The following is a 20453-nucleotide window of genomic DNA, read 5'->3' on the forward strand; positions in this document are numbered from 1 at the left end:
TTTATGTTGAAAGAGTATCCTAAAAAATCGGAGTACCTCTTTATACGTTACCATATTTTCTTAGTAAATAGCTTTTAAACCCACTTTTTTTGATACGCTGCTATACTTTCATATTCTTCTTCCAAGTGACGGGACAGACGAATATAGATTGGTGTTAAATCTTTATATTTTTCCACACTTTCAATGTTTGGTTCATGGTGGAAATTCGCACCTACCATTTCAGAAACTACATGTAACGTATCTACTTCACCTAAACTATATAAACCGAGGATTGCAGCTCCTAAGCAAGAGCTTTCGAAACTTTCAGGAACATATACGTCTTGATGAAAAATATCCGCCATCATCTGTCTCCAAAGTTCTGACCTTGCAAAACCGCCTGTTGCTTGAATTTTTTTCGGTTCGCCAATTAGCTCTTTTAAAGCGAGAAGAACGGTATATAAGTTATAAATTACTCCTTCTAATACAGCACGAATAAGATGTTCTTTCTTATGATGTAATCCGAGTCCAAAAAAAGATCCTCGCGCATTCGCATTCCATAAAGGAGCTCTTTCCCCTGCTAAATACGGATGAAATAATAAACCGTCAGATCCAGGATTTACTTTTGCTGCTATTTCAGTAAGCACTTCATATGGATCTTTCCCTAAACGCTTCGCAAGTTCAATCTCTGAAGTGCCTAATTGGTCACGAGCCCACCTAAAAATCATACCACCGTTATTAACTGGTCCACCGATTACCCAATGGTCTTCAGTTAAGGCATAACAAAAAATTCTACCTTTTGGATCTGTCACAGGACAATTTGTTACAGCACGTATCGCACCGCTTGTACCAATTGTAACAGCCACAACCCCAGGATCTATTGCATTTACGCCTAAATTCGATAGCACTCCATCACTCGCTCCTACTACAAAGGGCGTAGAAACAAGTACATTCATCTCTTTTGCAAGTTCTTCATCTAATCCTATTAAGCTGTGCGTCGTTGGAACAAGTTTAGAAAGCTTTTCATCTGAAATCCCTGCAACACGAAGAGCTTCCTCATCCCATTTTAAAGATTTCAAATTGAACATTCCTGTTGCTGATGCTATAGAATAATCAATTACATATTCTTTATATAACTTATAAAACACATATTCTTTAATAGAAATGAATTTATAACTTTTTGCAAACAATTCTGCCTGCTCATTCTGTAACCAAACTAATTTCGAAAGTGGTGACATCGAATGAATTGGTGTTCCAGTACGCAAATAAATTTCATGACCATTCATATCACTCTTTATTTTCTCTGCCCAGCTTGCACTTCTATTATCTGCCCAAGTGATACATCTCGTTAACGGTTTTCCCTTCTCATCTACAGCAATGATACTATGCATTGCCGAACTAAAAGAGACACAAAGAATATCATTTGGCTGTACACTACTTGATCGTACAGTTTCTTTAATCGTATTTATTACTGCATGAAAAATTTCTTCTGGGTCTTGTTCTGCTATTTCAGGCGTAGGAGAATATAAAGGATATTCAATTCCATGACTTGCAATAACAGATCCATCAGTAGAAAATAGAACTGATTTTGTACTAGTTGTCCCAATGTCTACACCAATCATATATTTTGAGCTCACCATTTCTTCCTCCTAACAAAAAATTGCGACAGTATCCCACCATAAAAATACATTCCTTTTATCTACTGATAACGTTGTATGCCACAATTATCTAAATAGAAACATCTTTATTTTAAACAAACATATCGAGTAGTAAAACGCCTCCAAAAGCGATAAATGAAAGTAACGTTTCTAATACCGTCCATGTTTTAAATGTTTCTTTCACTGTTAAACCTAGGTATTCTTTTACCATCCAGAACCCAGCATCGTTTACGTGTGAAAACATGAGTGCTCCTGCACCTGTTGCAATGACGAGTAACTCTAAATTTACACCTGTCGTATTTTCAACGATTGGAGAGACTATGCCCGCTGCTGTTGTTAAGGCGACTGTCGCTGACCCTGTCGCAATTCGAATTAATCCAGCTACTATAAATGCTAATACAATTGGAGATAGAGCTAAATGTTCAGACATTTGAGCAATAGCATTCCCTACGCCACTATCGATAAGAATTTGCTTAAATCCGCCGCCAGCACCAATAATCGCAACAATAGAACCGATTGGTAATAAGCTATCTTCTGTTACCTTCTTAATAGCCTTTTTATCGATACCTTGACGAAATCCAAGAAAATAGAAAGCTGCAAAACATGCAATCAAAAGCGCAATGATAGGACTACCGATTAATGTGACAATCTTCATTAGAGTATTAGAAAGCGGAACATAAGGAGCTGCTGCTGCTAACACCATTAACATAACGGGTAACAATATAACTAAAAATGAAACTCCTATTCCTGGTAATTTCGTTGATTTTGTATTTACACGTATCAATTCTGGTTCATTTTCAGGAATTACACGTTTGTGAATCCATTTAGCGAATATAGGACCTGCAATAATCGCTGCAAAAAATGTAATAATGAGTGAATAAAGAAGTACCTTCCCAAGGTTCGCTTTATAAATACCAATTGCAACGATTGCCCCTGGATGCGGAGGAACAAGGCCGTGTACGACAGATAACCCAGCAATTGCTGGTAATGCTATCAATAAAATATTTTGTCTCGTTGTTTTATGAATAGAAATTACTAACGGCAATAATATTAAAATGCCTACTTCAAAAAACACCGGAATTCCAATAATAAAACCTGCAATTAACATCGCCCATGGTAAGTTTTTTATTCCAAAGGATTTAATAAAGAACTCTGCCACCTGCATTCCAGCACCTGACTCTGCCATCATTTTCCCTAGAATTGTACCTAATACTAAAATACCTACTAAATGCCCGAGAACACTTCCGACTCCCGTTTCATAAGCGCTCACTATTTTATCCATTGGCATTCCAGACATAATTGCTAAAAACAAACTTGCAATCGTTAAACTAATAAACGCATGCCATCTCCACCACGATACTCCTAAAATAACAATTACAATTGATAATAATGTAATCATTAAAAGGTACATATTCATACTCAGTTCCACCCCTTTATGTAAACCCTTTCAAAATTACTATACAATTAAGAGAACTTATATAGTTCTTTCTTGAGTAAGAGATATTTTCACATAATAATGATTTATATAAAAAGAATCTCCCTTATCAGAGATACACGTTAACTACTCTCTCTAATAAGGGGATTTCTCTTTAATAATTATAATGTTATTATGATAAACGCTTCGTGCGAGCAATTTGTCCTTTTTTTAAAGCGCATGACGCTTTCTTCTCTTGCTGTATTCACGTAGTAAGACTCCAAAAAGTTAAACGATGAAGTTACCTAGGAATCTGTCCTCTCATGAAAAGCAATTTTCGGAAAGTCTCCTCCACTTTCATATATTATAATTTAGGCGCTTTCGCCCAATCTGCAGCAAACTTTTCCATACCTTGATCTGTTAATGGATGCATAGCAAGTTGTTCAATTACTTTATAAGGGATTGTAGCAATGTGAGCACCTGCCATCGCTACACGAGTTACATGATCTGGGTGTCTGACAGAAGCCGCAATAATTTGTGTATCTAATTGATGAACATCGAATAATTCAGCAATTTTCGCAACTAATAGTACACCATCTTCAGAAATATCATCTAAACGTCCTAAAAATGGAGAAACGTACGTTGCACCTGCTCGAGCCGCTAAAAGAGCTTGGTTCACAGTGAAAATAAGTGTAACGTTCGTTTTCACACCTTTTTCAGTAAGATAACGACAAGCTTCTAATCCTGCTAGCGTCATCGGAAGTTTTATCGTGACGTTTTTATCGCCACCGTTAATTTTAATTAATTCTTCTGCTTGAGCAATCATTTCTTCAGCTGTAACAGCATCTGGCGTTACTTCTGCCGAAACAGACTCAACTTTAGGTACTGCCTGACAAATTTCTGCGATACGGTCTTCAAACTTAACACCCTCTTTTGCTACTAAAGAAGGATTCGTTGTAACACCAGCTAAAACTCCAAGTTTATATGCTTTTTTTATGTCCTCAAGGTTTGCAGTATCAATAAAAAACTTCATGATTAATTCCCTCCAGTTTTTAAACGTTGATGAGTTACATGTTTAGGATGTTTATCCCGCTATTTGCCGGGCAGTAAGACCCCACCTCAACATTCAGCGAAGCAAAGAAGTTAAGTTGGGGGGCGTGCTTCCCGTAAAAGCCCGATTGGTAAAGGCTAATGTGGAGGATGAAGAACCCCCACTAATTAAAGTTTCACTTTATTTCTTTTCTACTGCATGTCCGCCAAATTCATTACGCAGAGCTGCTACAACTTTTCCTGTAAATGTATCATTGTCTAATGAGCGGTAGCGCATTAATAGAGACATTGCGATAACAGGAGTTGCTGTTTGAAGGTCTAATGCTGTTTCTACTGTCCATTTTCCTTCACCAGAAGAATGCATTACTCCCTTAATTTCATCTAGTTTCGCATCTTTAGAAAATGCATTTTCAGTTAATTCCATTAACCAAGAGCGAATGACTGAACCGTTATTCCATACTCTTGATACTTTTTCATAATCGTAGTCAAATTCACTTTTCTCTAGAATCTCAAATCCTTCACCAATAGCAGCCATCATACCGTATTCAATTCCGTTGTGAACCATTTTTAAGAAGTGACCACTACCAGCTTTTCCGGCATATAAGAATCCATTTTCTACAGCTGTATCCCGGAAGATAGGTTCAACGATGTCCCAAGCTTCTTGATCTCCTCCGATCATGTAACAAGCACCATTACGAGCGCCTTCCATTCCGCCAGAAGTTCCTGCATCCATAAAGTGAATGCCATCTTTCTTTAGTTGCTCATATCGGCGAATAGACTCTTTATAATGTGAATTACCAGCTTCAATTAAAATATCTCCTTTTGAAAGCAATGGCGTAACCTCATCAATAACAGAATCAACAACAGCGTGTGGCACCATAACCCAAAGAATTCTTGGTGATTGTAATGACTGAACAAGATCACTTAAACTAGATACACCTGTAGCCCCGTACTCTTTCATTTCTTCCACTGCGCTCGTATTTAAATCAAATGCTACTACTTCATGTTTATGATCCATTAAATTTTTCCCTAAATTTAATCCCATTTTACCTAAACCAATTAATCCTACTCGCATAATATAATTCCTCCTCAAATCATCTTTTATTAAAAATCCATATCACTAGAATCTGGAATACCTTTCAGCACCGATAAATTAGTATGTACAGAAAGGTATTCACAGTCATAACTTAAGAATTCAACACATTTTTTGTAATTTGAACAACGTTTTCTGTCGTAAATCCAAATAGATTCATGACTTCAGCTCCAGTTCCTGAAGCTCCAAATGTTTCAATTGATAGTACTTTTCCTTCTTGTCCTACATAACGTTCCCAACCGAGAGATACACCCATCTCAAGCGATACTCGTTTCGTTACAGAAGACGGAAGAACCGATTCTTTATATTCTTTCGATTGGCGATCGAATAATTCCCAGCTCGGCATTGCAACGATGCGAACAGAAACATGATCCTCTTCTAATTTTGCTTTCGCACTAGCAGCTAAGGATACTTCAGAACCTGTCGCAATTAAAATCACATCCGGATTTTCATTTGTTTGCGTTAATACGTAAGCTCCTTTAGAAAGATTCTCTATGTTCGCTTTCGTTTCCTCAAATACCGGTAAATTTTGACGACTAAGTACTAAAACGACTGGACCATCCGCTTGCTGTAAAGCATAAGCCCATGCACTCGCTGTTTCATTCGCATCTGACGGGCGGATAACTGTTAAACCAGGAATTGCCCGAAGAGCTGCTAAATGTTCAACTGGTTCATGCGTTGGACCATCTTCTCCTACAGCGATCGAATCATGCGTAAATACGTAAGTAACTGGTAACTTTTGCAATGCAGCCAGTCGAATAGATGGACGAAGGTAATCATTAAATACAAAGAATGTACTAACGAAAGGTTTTACTCCTCCATGAAGTGCCAGTCCATTCGCTGCGGCGCCCATTGCATGTTCACGTACACCGAAGTATATATTTCGGCCAGCATACGATTCTACTGCATACACTGCTTCACCTTTTATATCTGTCATCGTAGAATGAGAAAGATCTGCACTTCCACCGAAAATAGAAGGAATCGATTTCACATAATGGTTAATAGCTTCCCCACTTGCAACACGAGTGGAAATCGTTTTTTCAGTATCAAAGGATAGAATGTCTTTCGCTTCGATTAAAACTTCACCTGTAATCGCTTTTTCTAATTCATCTGCTAGTGCAGGGTTTGACTCTCTGTATAAGTTGAACTGCTCATTCCAGCCATGTTCTTTTTCAATACCTTTTTGTTTCAGTTCATTAAAATGAGCTGTTACTTCTTCAGGTACAAAAAAGTCTTCTTCATAATGCCAACCATACACTTGTTTTGTCGCTGTCGCTTCTTCTAATCCAAGCGGGTTACCATGTGCTTTGTTCGTTCCAGCAACTTTTGGACTTCCGTAACCTATAATGGTTCTAATTTCTATAAGAGTAGGTTGGTCCGTATTGTCTTTCGCTAATTGAATCGCTTTTGTAATCGCATCAACATCGTTTCCATCTTCAACTCTTACATATTGCCAATGTGCAGATTCTACCCTTTTCTGCATATCTTCAGAGAAAGCAATGTTTAATTCACCATCAAGTGAAATTTCATTTGAATCATACAGCACAATTAACTTGCCAAGTTTCATGTGCCCTGCCATTGACATCGCTTCATAAGCGACACCCTCCATTAAATCACCGTCTCCAACTAAAGCATACGTATTGTGATCTATAATAGAGTGACCATCCTTATTAAACTTCGCTGCTAAATGCGCTTCTGCCATTGCCATTCCAACAGCATTGGCAATCCCTTGCCCTAACGGTCCTGTAGTTGCTTCAACTCCTGAAGTGTGACCAAACTCAGGATGTCCTGGCGTTTCACTATTTAATTTTCTGAAGTTTTTCAAGTCATCAATTGAAACGTCATATCCAGCTAAATGAAGTAGGCTATATAATAAGCTAGATCCATGTCCCGCCGATAAAACGAATCGATCACGGTTAAACCATTTTGGATGATTAGGATTATGATTTAAATGATTCGCCCATAATGCATAAGCCATTGGCGCTGCTCCCATCGGAAGACCTGGATGACCTGAATTTGCCGCATTAATAGCATCAATTGATAACGTACGAATTGTATTCACTGCTAATTGATTTATGTTTTGTGTCATAGTAATCGTCCCCCTAAATGCTTTCATGAAAGAAAGTACCTATTTTTTCGTTTCTTGATCTAACCACCATTTAAATTCACTTTCTTGCAATAGTTCATTAGACGCATCTGGACCATATGAACCCGACTCATATTCATGAAGTGGTAATAAGTTTTCTTCGAATGCTTCAAGAATTGGTTGTACCCATTCCCATGACAATTCAACTTCTCTCCAATGTGCAAAGAATGTAGCGTCTCCACTCACAGCATCATGAATGAGTCTTTCATACGCTTCAGGTACTCCCACATCCGCTTGCTCACAAGTAAAGTTAATACGCATCGGTTCAATTTCTCCATTTTTCAATGGATTTTTACTATTTAACTGTAATGAAACGTTCTCACCTGGGCTAATTTCAATTATTAACAAGTTAGGTGCTGCATTTGGATTACTATCTTGATATTGCTGTTTTAACGTATTTTTAAATTCGATTACAATACGAGTAGACTTTTCTTTCATTCGTTTGCCTGTTCGTATATAAAAGGGAACGCCAGTCCAAAATGGATTATCGATCCACAAGCGAGCAGCAACAAATGTGTCTATGTTAGAAGAAGGATTTACTCCTGGCTCCTCTTTATATGCTACAACTTGCCCGCCTTTTATCTCTCCTGCAGCGTATTGTCCGCGAATGATATGATTGTGAACGTCTTCTTTTTTCACTTTACGAAGCGTTTCCATTACCTTTCGCTTTTCCTCTCGAATTTCACATGCGTTAATTTTTTCCGGCAGATTCATAGCAGTCATCATTAATATTTGTAACATATGATTTTGAACCATATCACGAATGGCTCCTGCCTGATCATAATATCCTGCTCTTTCTTCAACCCCAACTGTTTCACTCGCTGTAATTTGCACATTCGCTATATGTTCTTTATTCCAAATCGATTGGAGAACAGGATTTGCAAATTCTAGTGCTTCAAGATTTTGAATCATCGGCTTACCTAAATAATGATCTATACGGTATATCTCGTCTTCTTCAAACGTTCGACTAAGCTTATCATTCAGCTCACGCGCAGATGTAAGATCGTGCCCGAACGGTTTCTCAATCATCAGACGTTTCCATCCATCCGTTTTATCAAGTCCGCTTTCCTTAATATTTAAAGCAATTGTCTCGAAAAATTCAGGAGCCACTGAAAGATAGAACATTCTATTTCCTTTTATATGTAGTTCTTCTTCCCTTTCACGAACGACTTGTAATAATCTCTCATAGTCTTCCGGCTTACTCACATCTAATGGACAATAACGAAAATTATCTAAAAAACCTTCGAGTTCTGGAGTACCTTCTTCTCTATGACGGGAAAACGTCTCTATTGATTCTTTTATTCTTTTTTGAAAATCTATATGAGATACTTCACGTCTTCCAAGCCCAATAACGGATATTTGCTTTGGAAGCTTTTGATCTCTATATAAGTTATATAGTGCGGGGTAAATTTTGCGTTTCGCTAAGTCCCCTGTCGCTCCAAATAAAACAAAGGTCATTGATTCCAATTTTAGTCCCCCTCTTGTTGTATAATCCTGGTCAATATATTCAAAATGAATTGTACAGAAGCTCATGTTTTATAAAAAACAAAGAGTTATCAAATTCCAATTCTTTTTATACCTTTCGCTTTCTAATTGTCCCCAATATTAATAGTGGCAATTCAAAGCATTTCTACCACAACTTACTTATTTATCGAATTTAACGAAATAATGTATATTTGATTACTTTTAGTAATTAAATAATCTTACGTTCAGTATATTAACCACATAAATTATTATCGTCAATAAAAATGTCTTGGATTAAATACTATTTATTTCGTAATACTTTTCTAAGTGTATTCCTAGTTACCATTCATTTTCAAAGATAATGATCAATATAATAAATATCAGTTTCATCAAAATCTTCAATTAATTTTCTATTAAACTTGCGAGCAGACGTTACACTATAATCAAAAGGCTTCTCTATAATAAGACGGTTTAACCCTTTTGTAACCCACAATCCACTCTCTTTAATATTCAAAGCAACGATATCAAACACTTCTGGTATAACAGATAGGTAAAACATACGGTTTTCAGAAATGTTTAATTCTGTTTCACGCCTCTTTACAAGACGCAACAAACCTTGATAGTCCTCTATATTCGCTGTATTTACTTGACAATAACGAAATGTGCTAATAAATTCTTCTACTCCTGATTTGTCATCAGTAGATCTTCTAGAAAATGTAGCAAGGGATTGTTCTACCTTTGTTTGAAATTCCACATCTGACATTACCCTTCTGCCAATACCGATAATCGAAATAGATTGCGGTATATGTTGATTACTAAATAGTTTGTATAAAGCAGGGTAAATTTTGCGTTTCGCTAAATCCCCTGTCGCTCCGAATAAAGTGAAACTTTAATCAGCCCTCACCAATCGGGCTTTTACGAGCAGCCCAACTCCCACCTAACTTCTTTGCTTTCGCTGAATTTTGAGGTGGGGGTCTTACTGCCTGTGAATGCGAGATAAACGTAATGAATAAATCATGCTGTAAAAATAACATCTACCCTTTCTTCAAAAAGCTTTACAGTAGTTTTTAGAAGTACGTTACATTATTTCATTTCATGCACTTTCCTCTTCTTTATATAAAATTCTCACTAACCAAATTCAAAATATTATACTTATTTTTCGTACTTTGCTATGCTATAACCACAAACAGGAGGTATAAACTATGAAAGCACAAATTATCCATTCTTTTGGGGATTCATCTGTATTTCAATTAGAAGAAGTTTCAAAACCAAAACTTTTACCAGGTCATGTTCTAATCGATGTAAAAGCAACAAGTGTAAATCCAATCGATACAAAAATGCGTAGTGGTGCCGTTTCAGCAGTCGCTCCTGAGTTTCCAGCTATATTACACGGCGATGTAGCTGGTATTGTTATTGAAGTAGGAGAAGGTGTTTCGAAATTCAAATCAGGGGATGAAGTATACGGATGTGCCGGAGGTTTTAAAGAAACTGGAGGTGCACTTGCAGAATTTATGCTTGCTGATGCACGATTAATTGCTCACAAACCTAACAATTTAACAATGGAAGAAGCTGCTGCTCTACCATTAGTTGCAATTACAGCTTGGGAATCTTTATTTGATCGTGCAAATATTAAACCTGGTCAAAATGTTCTCATTCATGGAGCTACTGGTGGCGTAGGACACGTAGCCATTCAACTAGCTAAATGGGCAGGCGTTAAAATTTTCACAACCGCTTCTCAGCAGAGCAAAATGGAAATAGCCCATCGTCTAGGAGCCGATATAGCTATTAATTATAAAGAAGTATCTGTTCAAGAATATGTGCAAAAACATACGAATGGAAACGGATTTGAAGTTATATTTGATACAGTAGGTGGCAAGAATCTTGATCATTCTTTTGAAGCTGCTGCGGTCAATGGCACTGTCGTAACAATTGCAGCTCGTTCAACCCATGACCTCTCTCCTTTACACGCAAAAGGACTCTCTCTGCACGTTACTTTTATGGCATTAAAAATATTACATACTGATAAGCGTAATGATTGCGGAGAAATCTTAACGAAAATAACGCAAATTGTAGAAGAAGGAAAACTTCGCCCATTGCTAGATTCGAAAACTTTCACGTTTGATGATGTTGCCCAAGCACATGAATATTTGGAATCGAATAAAGCAATAGGAAAAATAGTGTTAAAAAACGTTTGGTAATTTTGACTCGATAAAAACAACTTATTAGTTATCCTAATTACCAATTAACATGAGATAATGATACATAAAATAAAATGCCATGCGTAACAAAAACCTTGCAGAGAAATTCTACAAGGTTTTTGTCTATATATTTAAATAAAGAATCATATTAAAATAAAAGGTTTACAATTCATCATAGTAGTCTTAAATATAAGCTGCTTTAAAGGCTTGTTGGACAGCTTGTACTTCTAATGAGTCTTTACCATATAAGTTCGTTGCTACACGAATACAAGCTTCTTTTAATTCTTTAAAGTCAGAAGTCATATTTAATTCATCCGTATTTGCATAATAGAAAATATCAAACATTTTATCTTCTCCAATGCCATGTACGTTTACTCCATTATGGTTTCCACCACTAGCAATCAAGTAAGCTACTTTATTAATAATGCTAGAGTTCGTGTGTACACCACCATGATCGTGGTCAGCATCAATAGGTAAGTTATTATAATGTCTATAGTCCTCCGGATATCTAGAAGAGATAGATGATGGGTTTTTCATATCTCTAAAAATACGACCTGATTGTTCTCCCATTGTCCAATTGAACTTTCCGTTATTGGCATACTTTTCAACTGCTACTCCTAAAATATCAGATAGAGCCTCATTAATTGCACCAGCTTCTCCTGCATACTCAAGTCCAGACTCATTTCTTGTAACCGCGTGTGTAAATTCATGTCCTGCCACATCAAATGCTCTAACAATTGGATCTCCGTATACTAGCATAGCTCCATTACTAAATGCATTAAACCACTGCTCAGGATTTCCTTTATTCGTACCATTTGTGTTCCAACCATGAACGACAGAAATTACTTTTTGTCCGTTATTATCAAAGCTGTTACGGCCATATTTTTCTTGATAAAAATCATATACTTTCGTTGCTAAATAATGGGCACTAACTGCTTTAGGATCAGTAAAATTTGTAGAATTACTTGTTACTAAATCATCGAGATAACCCCATACATTTCTTCTATAATTATTATAATCTTTATAATTAGCAGTATATGTTTCAATTCCCTTACCACGAGAATAATCTGCAAGCATGTACGTTCCATCACTTCGCTGCGTAATTCCAAACGTACGATTAATACCTAAGTCATCTTTTCCTGTACCTGTTAATTTCGAAGGATCTTGTGATTTATTTGCTGTCGCAGATTGGACAATACTACTATCTACTTGTATACCCAATTTTTGAACGAGTTCTTTTAATAGATTACCCCCAAAAGCATCAATTAATACCGTACCAGATACATATTCAGGTGTAGATGCACTAAAAGTAATTTGATATGCGTTTGTAGCTTTATTTGTATTTTCATCTACATATACCACTTGTTTAATTTCTGGTTCTTCAATAAATATAAGATCATTTCCATAGATGTTGAAAAGCTGTTTCTTTGCATCCTCTTCTGATAAAGTAATAGGTTGTTTCAAATCTTCCTGTTGTTGTAGATCTTGGGCACTATCCCCCGAAACGCTCGTAAGTACACCATCATCATTTATATGTGCTGTTAGTTGATATCCGTATACATCACGTCCTTCATACGTTTGTTGAAGACGTACCAATGTAGTACCATCATAAGATTTACGACTTTGCGTAACATTATAATTAACTTTGGATTCCGTATTAACTTGCTTTGATGATAATGCTTGTTCTGTTTTTCCTTTTAGTGCATCCTTTGCTACATTTTCTGCCGAATTTTGAGAAGGTGCTGTTAAATTACCTGTTCGGAACGTATCTTCCTTTGTTTCCACTTTTAAATCTTCTGTTTCCGCATGCACTCCTCCATAGGGCATAATCGCCGATAACACCACTCCTGTAGTTAAACCTACCTTTACGAAATTATTCATATTCTTACTCCTTTATAATCTTATTATTAAGTTAAATAAATGTTTTTTCAGAATTGGAAACATAGATATTTCAAACTATCTATGTTTATCTACTGTTTATAAATTGTGCTTCCTCATAATATGGATAGATTCCATTCATTTCTCAAAAATTACTCATTATATAAACTATCTTTATATTTATTCATATACAGTATTTTTTGTGGTTCTGATAACATATTTATTGCCATCCACACATTCTTTTTCATTTCTAATTTTTGCATTGGTATCTCTTTTAAAACAGGATTACTTATAATTGCTTCCATTTCTTCATCAATTCTTTGCATAAGATTTTCTTCCGGATTATTTTGCAAATAAGTATTTTTCAATCCCCATTTTGTCATTATAAATTCATTTGTTTTATTCATAGGATTCATAATAGTAGCTTTACTAGTTAATCGTTTTTTAATTTCATCATGATAGATTTTAATTCTATATCCTTCTTTTAGTGGAACTGTATCTTTTACAATCGTTACATTTGTTCCTTCCATTTCCTTCGTATAAATTTTTTCCCCCTTATTATTAAACACCTCTATTGATGCGTATTTTTCACCTGCATAATAGCTATGAGGCGTTTTAGTAGTAACCGTAAAAACAGCTTGATCTTGCTCTAAGTCTGTATTTAATTCGGCAAACTGGTCATCTCCTAATCCTAGGAATTGAATCGTTTCATTTACCAACTTACTCACTTTCATTTCGTTAATATCAATGGTTAGACTATTATCTTTTTCCTTTATATAGGCATAATACGAACTGAAATGGTACATACTATCCGTTTTTCCACCTGAAATCTCAACTGTATAAACTCCATTTGGTACGTCTTGTAAATTGATATCTGTTGTTTCAATTGTTTTCTCTTGAATAACTTTATTCCCTTCTTTTAATTTAATTTTTCCTCCTTTCAATGTATCTATTTCATTTGTATTTAAATGGATATGCAAATTCCCTTTTAGCCCAAGTGAAGCAATTTGCTGATTTGTAACTATTTCAAAGTTGGAGTTTATCGGAATCTCAGGATCAACTAGTGCTCTTGCTTTAACTAATTGTGATTCAGGCACTATATAAGCTAAAGAAGTAACAGCCGGATAACCTTTCGCCCTATTAATCTCTATTTGTTTATTATTAAGTTTAAAGCCCCATCTTTCAAAGACAGGTGTAAAATCAACTTGTCCATTCTCACTATAATACTGATTCATTAAATCTGGTAAAGAATGGTCACCTTTTTTGAAAGCTGTATTGCTAGCTAGTTTTCGATAATCTTGATACATTTTCGCAAAAGCTTCATCGCCAGCTTTTTGTTTCGCCATCGTTAAAAGAATAAGTTTTTGTCGTAAATCTAAGTCATCATAATTTTTATTTTCTTTCATTAAAGAATTGTATAAATTCCGTTCTACTTGTTCCTTCTTCCCAAAATTAAACAACCAACCAACTTGATCTGCTTTTTTGCCGTATTTACTATATTGATATTGAACACCAAATAGATTATTAGAAACTTCTCCTGTAAATATTCCTTGATTATCAAAACCAGCTTGGTATCCATGAGCGATTTCATGTAAAGTTCCCCAACTTAGTTTATCTAACCACATCTTTGTACTATCTGTACTATTGGCTGTCCAATTTGCGCCATAATAGGCACCGCCAGCACCGGATATATCTGCTTTTAAGAAATAACGATTTTGACTTTTTTTATTTTCAACCGTTGAGCCATCTAAACCAATAATTGAATCATACATCACAAAAATATCCTCATAATATGCAATTAACTCATCCAACGATTGAAAATCTTTTAAAGATCTTACTAACTCTTTATCTTTTTTAGGTACAAATAATTGAAAACTCTCCCCTTGAATTAACGCATACTCCCCATCAAATTGATCCCATGTACTAAAAAATTGAGATACACTTCCTTGTTGTTTATAAATGGGAAGAGGCTTAGTAGCACTTTCATTTCCTATTTGGTACTCAAGTGTAGCGTGCTCTTCACCATACGGAGTATCTATGAAAGGAACTAAAGGCGTATCACCTTGAATCGTAATCCATTCATTTCCTACTTGTATGGATTTTTCATTTTTTGAGTCATTAGACAATAAACGTACTGTTAATTTGTCTTTAAAATTAGGATTCGTTTGTCTTACCTTTAATGGTGTATTTCTCTGCAAAATAAATCCTAAATTTTGTCGATCATGATATTTCCCCTTACTTATGCCCGCCTGAAATATCCAAGTAGGCTCTTCTAAACTAGTAATTTCTTTTACATTTGTTCGTTCATCAGCATGTAAGTGTATATTTCCTATGTGGAAAAACATTGTATACATTATGCCTATAACAAGTAATCTTTTCATTTGCATATCTCTTTTTCTATTTTTTATATACAAAATACAATAAAACAAATTCCTCCTTCGTTACTTAAAACTGTAGTCCATAAGTTATTTCCCAGTGTAATTATTATAGTTACATTAATTCATGATTATCAATCATTATATATATGTAATTTTACATATAAAAATATTTAACATTTAATAATAAAATATCTTTGCCTATACTCCTTTATCACTTTCAAAAATTAATCAAAAAAACACGAAGACTTAAATGTCTTCGTGTTTTTTTTTAATATATATCGTTACACTTGTGATTGAATTAATAACTAGAATCTTTTTACTCATTCCTTATGAATAATGTTTATTATTTATGAAATTTCACACGCTCTTCAAGCGGTTGGAATTCTTTTTCACCTGGTGCAGCTGTTGGATTACCAAATGGCATTTGTGCAATTAGTTTCCAATTAGCAGGAACATTCCATTCTTGTTTTACCTCATCATCAATTAATGGATTATAATGTTGCAAAGATGCCCCTAATCCCTCTGCTTCTAAACCTGTCCACACGACTAATTGGTGCATACCTGATGCTTGGTGTGACCAAATTGGGAAGTTTTCAGCATATGCAGCAAATTTTTCTTGAAGCGATTTAACGATAGCCTCATCTTCAAAGAATAATACTGTTCCATAACCAGCTTTAAAAGAATCCATTTTTTGTTGCGTTCCTGAAAAATCTCCATCTCCAACTACTTTTCTTAATGTTTCAGTTGTAATATCCCATAATTTATCATGAGCTTCACCAAATAATACAACTAATCGCGCAGTTTGAGAATTGAAAGCTGATGGAGTATGTTTCACAGTAAACTCCACGATTTCTTTAATTTTTTCATCTGATACTTGTACCTCTTTATTAATTCCATAGTAAGTACGTCTTTCTTTCAGTGCGGTATAGAAATCTTTTGTCATAATTCATTTCCTCCTAATTTTTAATATTCTTCAAAATGATATATTGCGAAGATAATATGGGTTAAAATGAGTTCTTTTTTGAATCATTGAACTCCATAACACCAATTGCTAGTCATTCTGAATCTAACTAAACTGCTTCATTTAAACCACTTTAGTTTACTAAAAAAACATTTTATAACATCGTTGAGACAATCTAGTGATCATTCGGTACTATTTTACCCATTCTCTATTCATGTATCCTGCTTGTTTCATATTTACACAAATATGAAAATAACCTTAAATTGCTGGTCAAAAAAGCCAGGTAGCATGAATAACACATTACCTGGCTTTTTACAGTTTTAATTTAAATTCAGCTAAACATTACCAATGAATAGTATTAAAAACTATACCCGTCACTTATTTAATGATTAACATCTTATAAATTACATGTCAAACTTTAATACTGTTTTAACATCCATACTCTTACAGCAAACAAACAATAAAAAACACAAAAACGAACAGGAATGTGTTCGTTTTTGTCTCTATATTTAACAATTGAATTTACTTTTATTATTGATTCAAATGATGTTTAACTGCTCTTATTACCAATTCGTGATCTTCTTCTGGCGGCAATCCTGAAACTGTTATCATTCCAATAACTCCTACGTTTTTTACTCTGATAGGAAAGCACCCACCAAACGCAGCATACTCCGAAGTATCTAAAAGATATTTTTCATTATATGAGATTCCAGTTATTTCACTTTGTATCTGCATATAATAAGAGCTATGATCATGCAGGGAAACAACTCGTTTTTTACGCTCAATCCATTTCGTATTTTCCGCATTTGTCCCTGTCATCTTAAAATGAAATAATTGCACACCGTTTTTTGTTATATCAACAGCAATCAATTTCCCCTCTCGCTTTGCTGTTTCAACGATAAATAAACCTAGTTGCAAGGCATCTTCATTTGTAAAAGAGGAAAATTGAAGTGTTTCCTCCTCTTTTAAAATTTGTTTACTAATTTCATTCAAATTTGAAGTACTCATATCTTTAACCTCCATAATCGTTTTATGCCACTCTGGCATTTTTTCGAAATTATTAGGCCATATAGTACAACCTTTTAATCAATCTGATTCTAAATAAACTGCTGTAACATCGTTGGTAAATAGTAGTACCGTAAAGCTTGTTTTCTTCTTACTGGTGCTATTATGAATGATATTCAAAGTTATAAAAAGTACTATTCTACTTATCCCTATCTTACAGAGACTATTATGAAATATATTTAACATCTTAAAAATGTATGTACTAAAGAATAATATTTTTAATCACTAACTTTTTTGATCAATCGTTATAATCCAATGTCATCAAAATTTTTATCAATTATTACACTATCCAACAATAGGAGGAAACAAAGATGGATGAAAATGTATCCAAAAGTTGAAAAGCAGTTGAGTCCCTTGAGGGAATAGTTATAATTCACTACATATAGAAATAGACATACAAAAACGCCATCCTTTCCTATGATTCTACAGAAAGAATAGCGTATTTTTCAAAAATGAGTTCTTTTATTGAGAAACTTTGATTCTATATTATAGATAAAAGAGCAACTAGTGCTAAAACAGCTGGAAGTCCTTGTTTCACAATAATTGATTTATTAGATGTGAAACCTCCGAAAATAGCTGCTATCACCACACAAATCACGAAAAATAATTGGACCATATAACCAATTGGATTGAGCCCAAGTACAAGTCCCCAAATGAGACCAGCCGCTAAAAATCCATTATATAAGCCTTGGTTTGCAAACATAATGGCTACGTTTCGATCTCCTTCTAAATGCTTCCGTAATTTGAAAGCACGTTTCGCTACTTTTGAATCAATAAAAAACATTTCAAGGATCATGATAAACAAATGTTCTAATGCTACGATCCCGACTAAAATAGCTACGATTATTTCCACACTATTCTGCCCCCTACACTCTCTATTCTTTAATATTCTCTACATTTTTTTGCATCTGTAATAGAACATGAATAAGTATTTTGCGTTCTTCTCCACTGATATTTACGAACATTTCCTTCATAAAATGTTCCTTTTCTTTCTTGTCAAAATATTAATTGATATATCAATTATTGATACATCAATTAATATACATCTCTCTTTTTATTTTTGCAAGTTCTTTTGTTCAATTGGTTTTATTTTGTTCCAGCAACTTTAAACCAATTCAAAACATCAGTTCGCATTTCTAGAAATCATAATTACTTTAAGTTCATTCTGACAATCATATTTAACTAAATATATAAAAGAATTGAGTTATATCTCCATCAATTTATAAAAATTAATTTTTTCTAAAAACAGATACTTTACGTTTTTTATAGTAATAAAAATCATTTTTTGTTTCAGAGGCAATCCATTTTGTTAGCTTGATGGGCATAGGATAGCACCATATGACGAACCAATTATCTTTCAAGAAGACGGCTAGAAATCTGGATTTGGTACAGGAGTTGCCTACTTCCCCGATCCAGATGGTACTAATTTAGAGCTAATTGCTCCAAAAGGGCCATTCAGACGTGAATAGTTAAAATAAATTAATACCGAAACAAGCCATCTTCTGCCTGGAAGATGGCTGTTTGTCGGCAAGTTGATGGAATGACTAAAAAAGGACAAACTCTCCAATGCGAGAAGTTTGTCCAAAAAGTTTTTCGTGTCCACTATTTTCACACTAAAATTAACAATCGTGAATTAGAATAATGACTTAATACTTGCTAAAACAGTAAGTACACCTACAATAATAACAAATACGTTACTCATTTTCCCTTTGTATTTAGCTAGTACTGGTACTTTATTGATTGCATACATCGGTAATAGACATAAGATAGCAGCAACTAATGGACCGCTTAGAGAATCAATAAGTCCAAGAATACTTGGATTTGTATAAGCAACAAACCAGCATGATAATACAACAAAAGTAAGGACGATTGTCTTAATTGTTTTTTCTTCTATATCTTTTCCACGTGATTTACCGAACTTAATAATCATGTCACGCATTACTTCAAATGCTCCGATATAATGGCCAAGGAAAGATTTTGTAATAGCCACAAAAGCAATGATTGGAGCTGCAATAGTGATTACAGGTGAATTAAGCTCATTAGCAAGATATGAAAGGATTGATAAGTTTTGCTCTTTTGCCATTTTTAAATCCTCTGGAGTCAAGCTTAATGTACTACTCCAAACGAAGAACATAACTACAGCGAATGTCATGATATAACAAACTTTTTGTATTTGCGCACATTTAGCATCAGTAGCTTCTATTCCATACGTAGCTCTCTGTTTCACAACAAATGATGAAATCATAGGTGAATGATTAAATGAGAATACGATGATTGGTAGAATCATTAATATCGTTCCAAAATAGCCTGTACCTGTTGAAGCAGTAGAAACAGCTGAAAAACTAAGCATTGACGTATTCCACTGTGGAATTAAAGATATTGCGATAAAAAGTAGAGAAGCTATGAAAGGATACACTAGCATACTCATTACCTTTACAGTAATATCTTGACCAAAATTCAGTATAGCGATAAGACCAAGAACTAATACAAGTGATAAAATAGCCCTTGGAGGTTCTGGCATGTGCAATTGATGCACGATAAAACTACTTGCAGTATTTGTAAGCGCAACCGAATACATTAGTACGATTGTATAAATTGAACCGAAATATACGATGTTAAAAATGATACTCGCTTTATTTCCGAAATACTCTCTAATTGTACCTGTGATCCCCTCATCAGCAGAATTAGAAGCGTATATCATTTTAGCAAGTGCCCTATGTGAGTAATACATAACTGGATATGCAAGCAATGTAATTAGTAGTAATGATAATAAACCACCTGAACCTGCATTAATCGGTAAAAAGAGCACCCCTGCTCCAATTGCAGTTCCAAATAGGCTCAATGCCCATGTAGTATCCTGCTTATGCCACTTTTTCGGATCTGCATATTGCTCATTTTTTAGTGCGGTATTTTCAGCTTGAACTTCTATTTTCTTTGCAGTATTCCCGTTCATATAATAACTCCCCCTTGTATCCTATTCTTACGTCTCTCTTTATAGCTAACGAATATCTTCCTTTTTTGGAAAATGAATTCCTTACAAGTTGCCCCACATTGCATGTCCTTCATCATAATGAATCCAAATTGAAACATTCGCTAGTTAGCGTCCTAATATAATTGTTAGCGTTAACAAAAAAGTTTACTCGTAGTATCCGCTCTTTATATAAAGAACCCT

14 protein-coding genes and 2 pseudogenes are annotated in these 20453 nt (G+C 34.8%); 2 read left to right on the plus strand and 14 right to left on the minus strand.

The features are described from left to right. Nucleotides 1-74: 74 nt before the first annotated feature. From gntK to G9F74_RS22345, 8 genes and pseudogenes are all read right to left on the minus strand, one after another. Entirely contained in the window at nt 75-1616 is a 1542-nt protein-coding gene (gene gntK, locus G9F74_RS22310) for a gluconokinase (protein WP_016108827.1), read from the minus strand. 109 nt (nt 1617-1725) lie between these two features. Continuing rightward, a complete protein-coding gene (gene gntP, locus G9F74_RS22315; RefSeq protein WP_001057626.1) occupies nt 1726-3051 on the minus strand; it encodes a gluconate permease GntP in 1326 nt (441 codons plus the stop codon). A gap of 361 nt (nt 3052-3412) precedes the next feature. Next, complete coding sequence (gene fsa, locus G9F74_RS22320) at nt 3413-4081, minus strand: fructose-6-phosphate aldolase (RefSeq protein WP_000667693.1); 669 nt, start codon at nt 4079-4081, stop codon at nt 3413-3415. A 198-nt stretch (nt 4082-4279) separates the two neighbouring features. After that, complete coding sequence (gnd, locus tag G9F74_RS22325; protein WP_001263676.1) at nt 4280-5173, minus strand: phosphogluconate dehydrogenase (NAD(+)-dependent, decarboxylating); 894 nt, start codon at nt 5171-5173, stop codon at nt 4280-4282. Between the two features lie 112 nt (nt 5174-5285). Then, complete coding sequence (gene tkt, locus G9F74_RS22330; RefSeq protein WP_016108828.1) at nt 5286-7280, minus strand: transketolase; 1995 nt, start codon at nt 7278-7280, stop codon at nt 5286-5288. Nucleotides 7281-7319: 39 nt separating this feature from the next. Further along, nucleotides 7320-8804: a glucose-6-phosphate dehydrogenase gene (gene zwf, locus G9F74_RS22335; RefSeq protein ID WP_000445326.1), complete on the minus strand. Its 1485-nt coding sequence runs from the start codon at nt 8802-8804 to the stop codon at nt 7320-7322. A gap of 349 nt (nt 8805-9153) precedes the next feature. Then, nucleotides 9154-9690, minus strand: a pseudogene (locus G9F74_RS22340) (glucose-6-phosphate dehydrogenase); the annotation flags it as partial. A gap of 4 nt (nt 9691-9694) precedes the next feature. Continuing rightward, nucleotides 9695-9835, minus strand: coding sequence for a hypothetical protein (locus tag G9F74_RS22345; protein WP_000898186.1), 141 nt, complete (start codon nt 9833-9835; stop codon nt 9695-9697). Nucleotides 9836-10003: 168 nt separating this feature from the next. Here G9F74_RS22345 and G9F74_RS22350 point away from each other — a divergent pair, with 168 nt between their 5' ends. Further along, nucleotides 10004-10999, plus strand: a complete 996-nt coding sequence (locus G9F74_RS22350; RefSeq protein WP_016108830.1) for a zinc-dependent alcohol dehydrogenase family protein — start codon at nt 10004-10006, stop codon at nt 10997-10999. A 183-nt stretch (nt 11000-11182) separates the two neighbouring features. On the opposite strand, the gene G9F74_RS22355 is transcribed toward G9F74_RS22350, so the two are convergent. The 5 genes from G9F74_RS22355 to G9F74_RS22375 all read right to left on the minus strand — a co-directional run bounded on the left by G9F74_RS22355 (nt 11183) and on the right by G9F74_RS22375 (nt 18134). After that, entirely contained in the window at nt 11183-12880 is a 1698-nt protein-coding gene (locus G9F74_RS22355) for a M4 family metallopeptidase (RefSeq protein WP_016108831.1), read from the minus strand. Between the two features lie 149 nt (nt 12881-13029). Continuing rightward, nucleotides 13030-15258 (minus strand): putative mucin/carbohydrate-binding domain-containing protein, encoded by a 2229-nt coding sequence (locus tag G9F74_RS22360; protein ID WP_016108832.1) that lies wholly within the window; start codon nt 15256-15258, stop codon nt 13030-13032. Between the two features lie 340 nt (nt 15259-15598). Next, on the minus strand, nt 15599-16198 hold the full coding sequence (locus G9F74_RS22365; RefSeq protein ID WP_000158953.1) for a nitroreductase family protein: 600 nt from the start codon (nt 16196-16198) through the stop codon (nt 15599-15601). Nucleotides 16199-16747: 549 nt separating this feature from the next. Beyond that, nucleotides 16748-17263 carry a heme-degrading domain-containing protein gene (locus tag G9F74_RS22370; protein WP_002039094.1) on the minus strand — a complete coding sequence of 172 codons (516 nt, stop codon included), beginning with the start codon at nt 17261-17263 and terminating at the stop codon, nt 16748-16750. A 499-nt stretch (nt 17264-17762) separates the two neighbouring features. Next, nucleotides 17763-18134, minus strand: coding sequence for a DUF1304 domain-containing protein (locus tag G9F74_RS22375; protein ID WP_000402901.1), 372 nt, complete (start codon nt 18132-18134; stop codon nt 17763-17765). Nucleotides 18135-18621: 487 nt separating this feature from the next. On the opposite strand from G9F74_RS22375, the pseudogene G9F74_RS22380 reads away from it, so the two are divergent. After that, nucleotides 18622-18750, plus strand: a pseudogene (locus G9F74_RS22380) (VOC family protein); the annotation flags it as partial. A gap of 164 nt (nt 18751-18914) precedes the next feature. On the opposite strand, the gene G9F74_RS22385 reads toward G9F74_RS22380, so the two are convergent. Then, nucleotides 18915-20234: an aromatic amino acid transport family protein gene (locus G9F74_RS22385; protein WP_001014167.1), complete on the minus strand. Its 1320-nt coding sequence runs from the start codon at nt 20232-20234 to the stop codon at nt 18915-18917. Nucleotides 20235-20453 lie beyond the last annotated feature (219 nt).

The sequence above is a fragment of the Bacillus sp. EKM202B genome, from assembly GCF_011066025.1.
Classification (GTDB): domain Bacteria; phylum Bacillota; class Bacilli; order Bacillales; family Bacillaceae_G; genus Bacillus_A; species Bacillus_A toyonensis.

What these genes read in the sequence shown, in the direction of transcription:
- gntK (WP_016108827.1), bottom strand. Translation starts at nt 1,616, where the DNA reads ATGGTGAGCTCAAAATATATGATTGGTGTAGACATTGGGACAACTAGT.
- gntP (WP_001057626.1), bottom strand. Translation starts at nt 3,051, where the DNA reads ATGAATATGTACCTTTTAATGATTACATTATTATCAATTGTAATTGTT.
- fsa (WP_000667693.1), bottom strand. Translation starts at nt 4,081, where the DNA reads ATGAAGTTTTTTATTGATACTGCAAACCTTGAGGACATAAAAAAAGCA.
- gnd (WP_001263676.1), bottom strand. Translation starts at nt 5,173, where the DNA reads ATGCGAGTAGGATTAATTGGTTTAGGTAAAATGGGATTAAATTTAGGG.
- tkt (WP_016108828.1), bottom strand. Translation starts at nt 7,280, where the DNA reads ATGACACAAAACATAAATCAATTAGCAGTGAATACAATTCGTACGTTA.
- G9F74_RS22345 (WP_000898186.1), bottom strand. Translation starts at nt 9,835, where the DNA reads ATGTTATTTTTACAGCATGATTTATTCATTACGTTTATCTCGCATTCA.
- G9F74_RS22350 (WP_016108830.1), top strand. Translation starts at nt 10,004, where the DNA reads ATGAAAGCACAAATTATCCATTCTTTTGGGGATTCATCTGTATTTCAA.
- G9F74_RS22355 (WP_016108831.1), bottom strand. Translation starts at nt 12,880, where the DNA reads ATGAATAATTTCGTAAAGGTAGGTTTAACTACAGGAGTGGTGTTATCG.
- G9F74_RS22360 (WP_016108832.1), bottom strand. Translation starts at nt 15,258, where the DNA reads ATGAAAAGATTACTTGTTATAGGCATAATGTATACAATGTTTTTCCAC.
- G9F74_RS22365 (WP_000158953.1), bottom strand. Translation starts at nt 16,198, where the DNA reads ATGACAAAAGATTTCTATACCGCACTGAAAGAAAGACGTACTTACTAT.
- G9F74_RS22370 (WP_002039094.1), bottom strand. Translation starts at nt 17,263, where the DNA reads ATGCCAGAGTGGCATAAAACGATTATGGAGGTTAAAGATATGAGTACT.
- G9F74_RS22385 (WP_001014167.1), bottom strand. Translation starts at nt 20,234, where the DNA reads ATGAACGGGAATACTGCAAAGAAAATAGAAGTTCAAGCTGAAAATACC.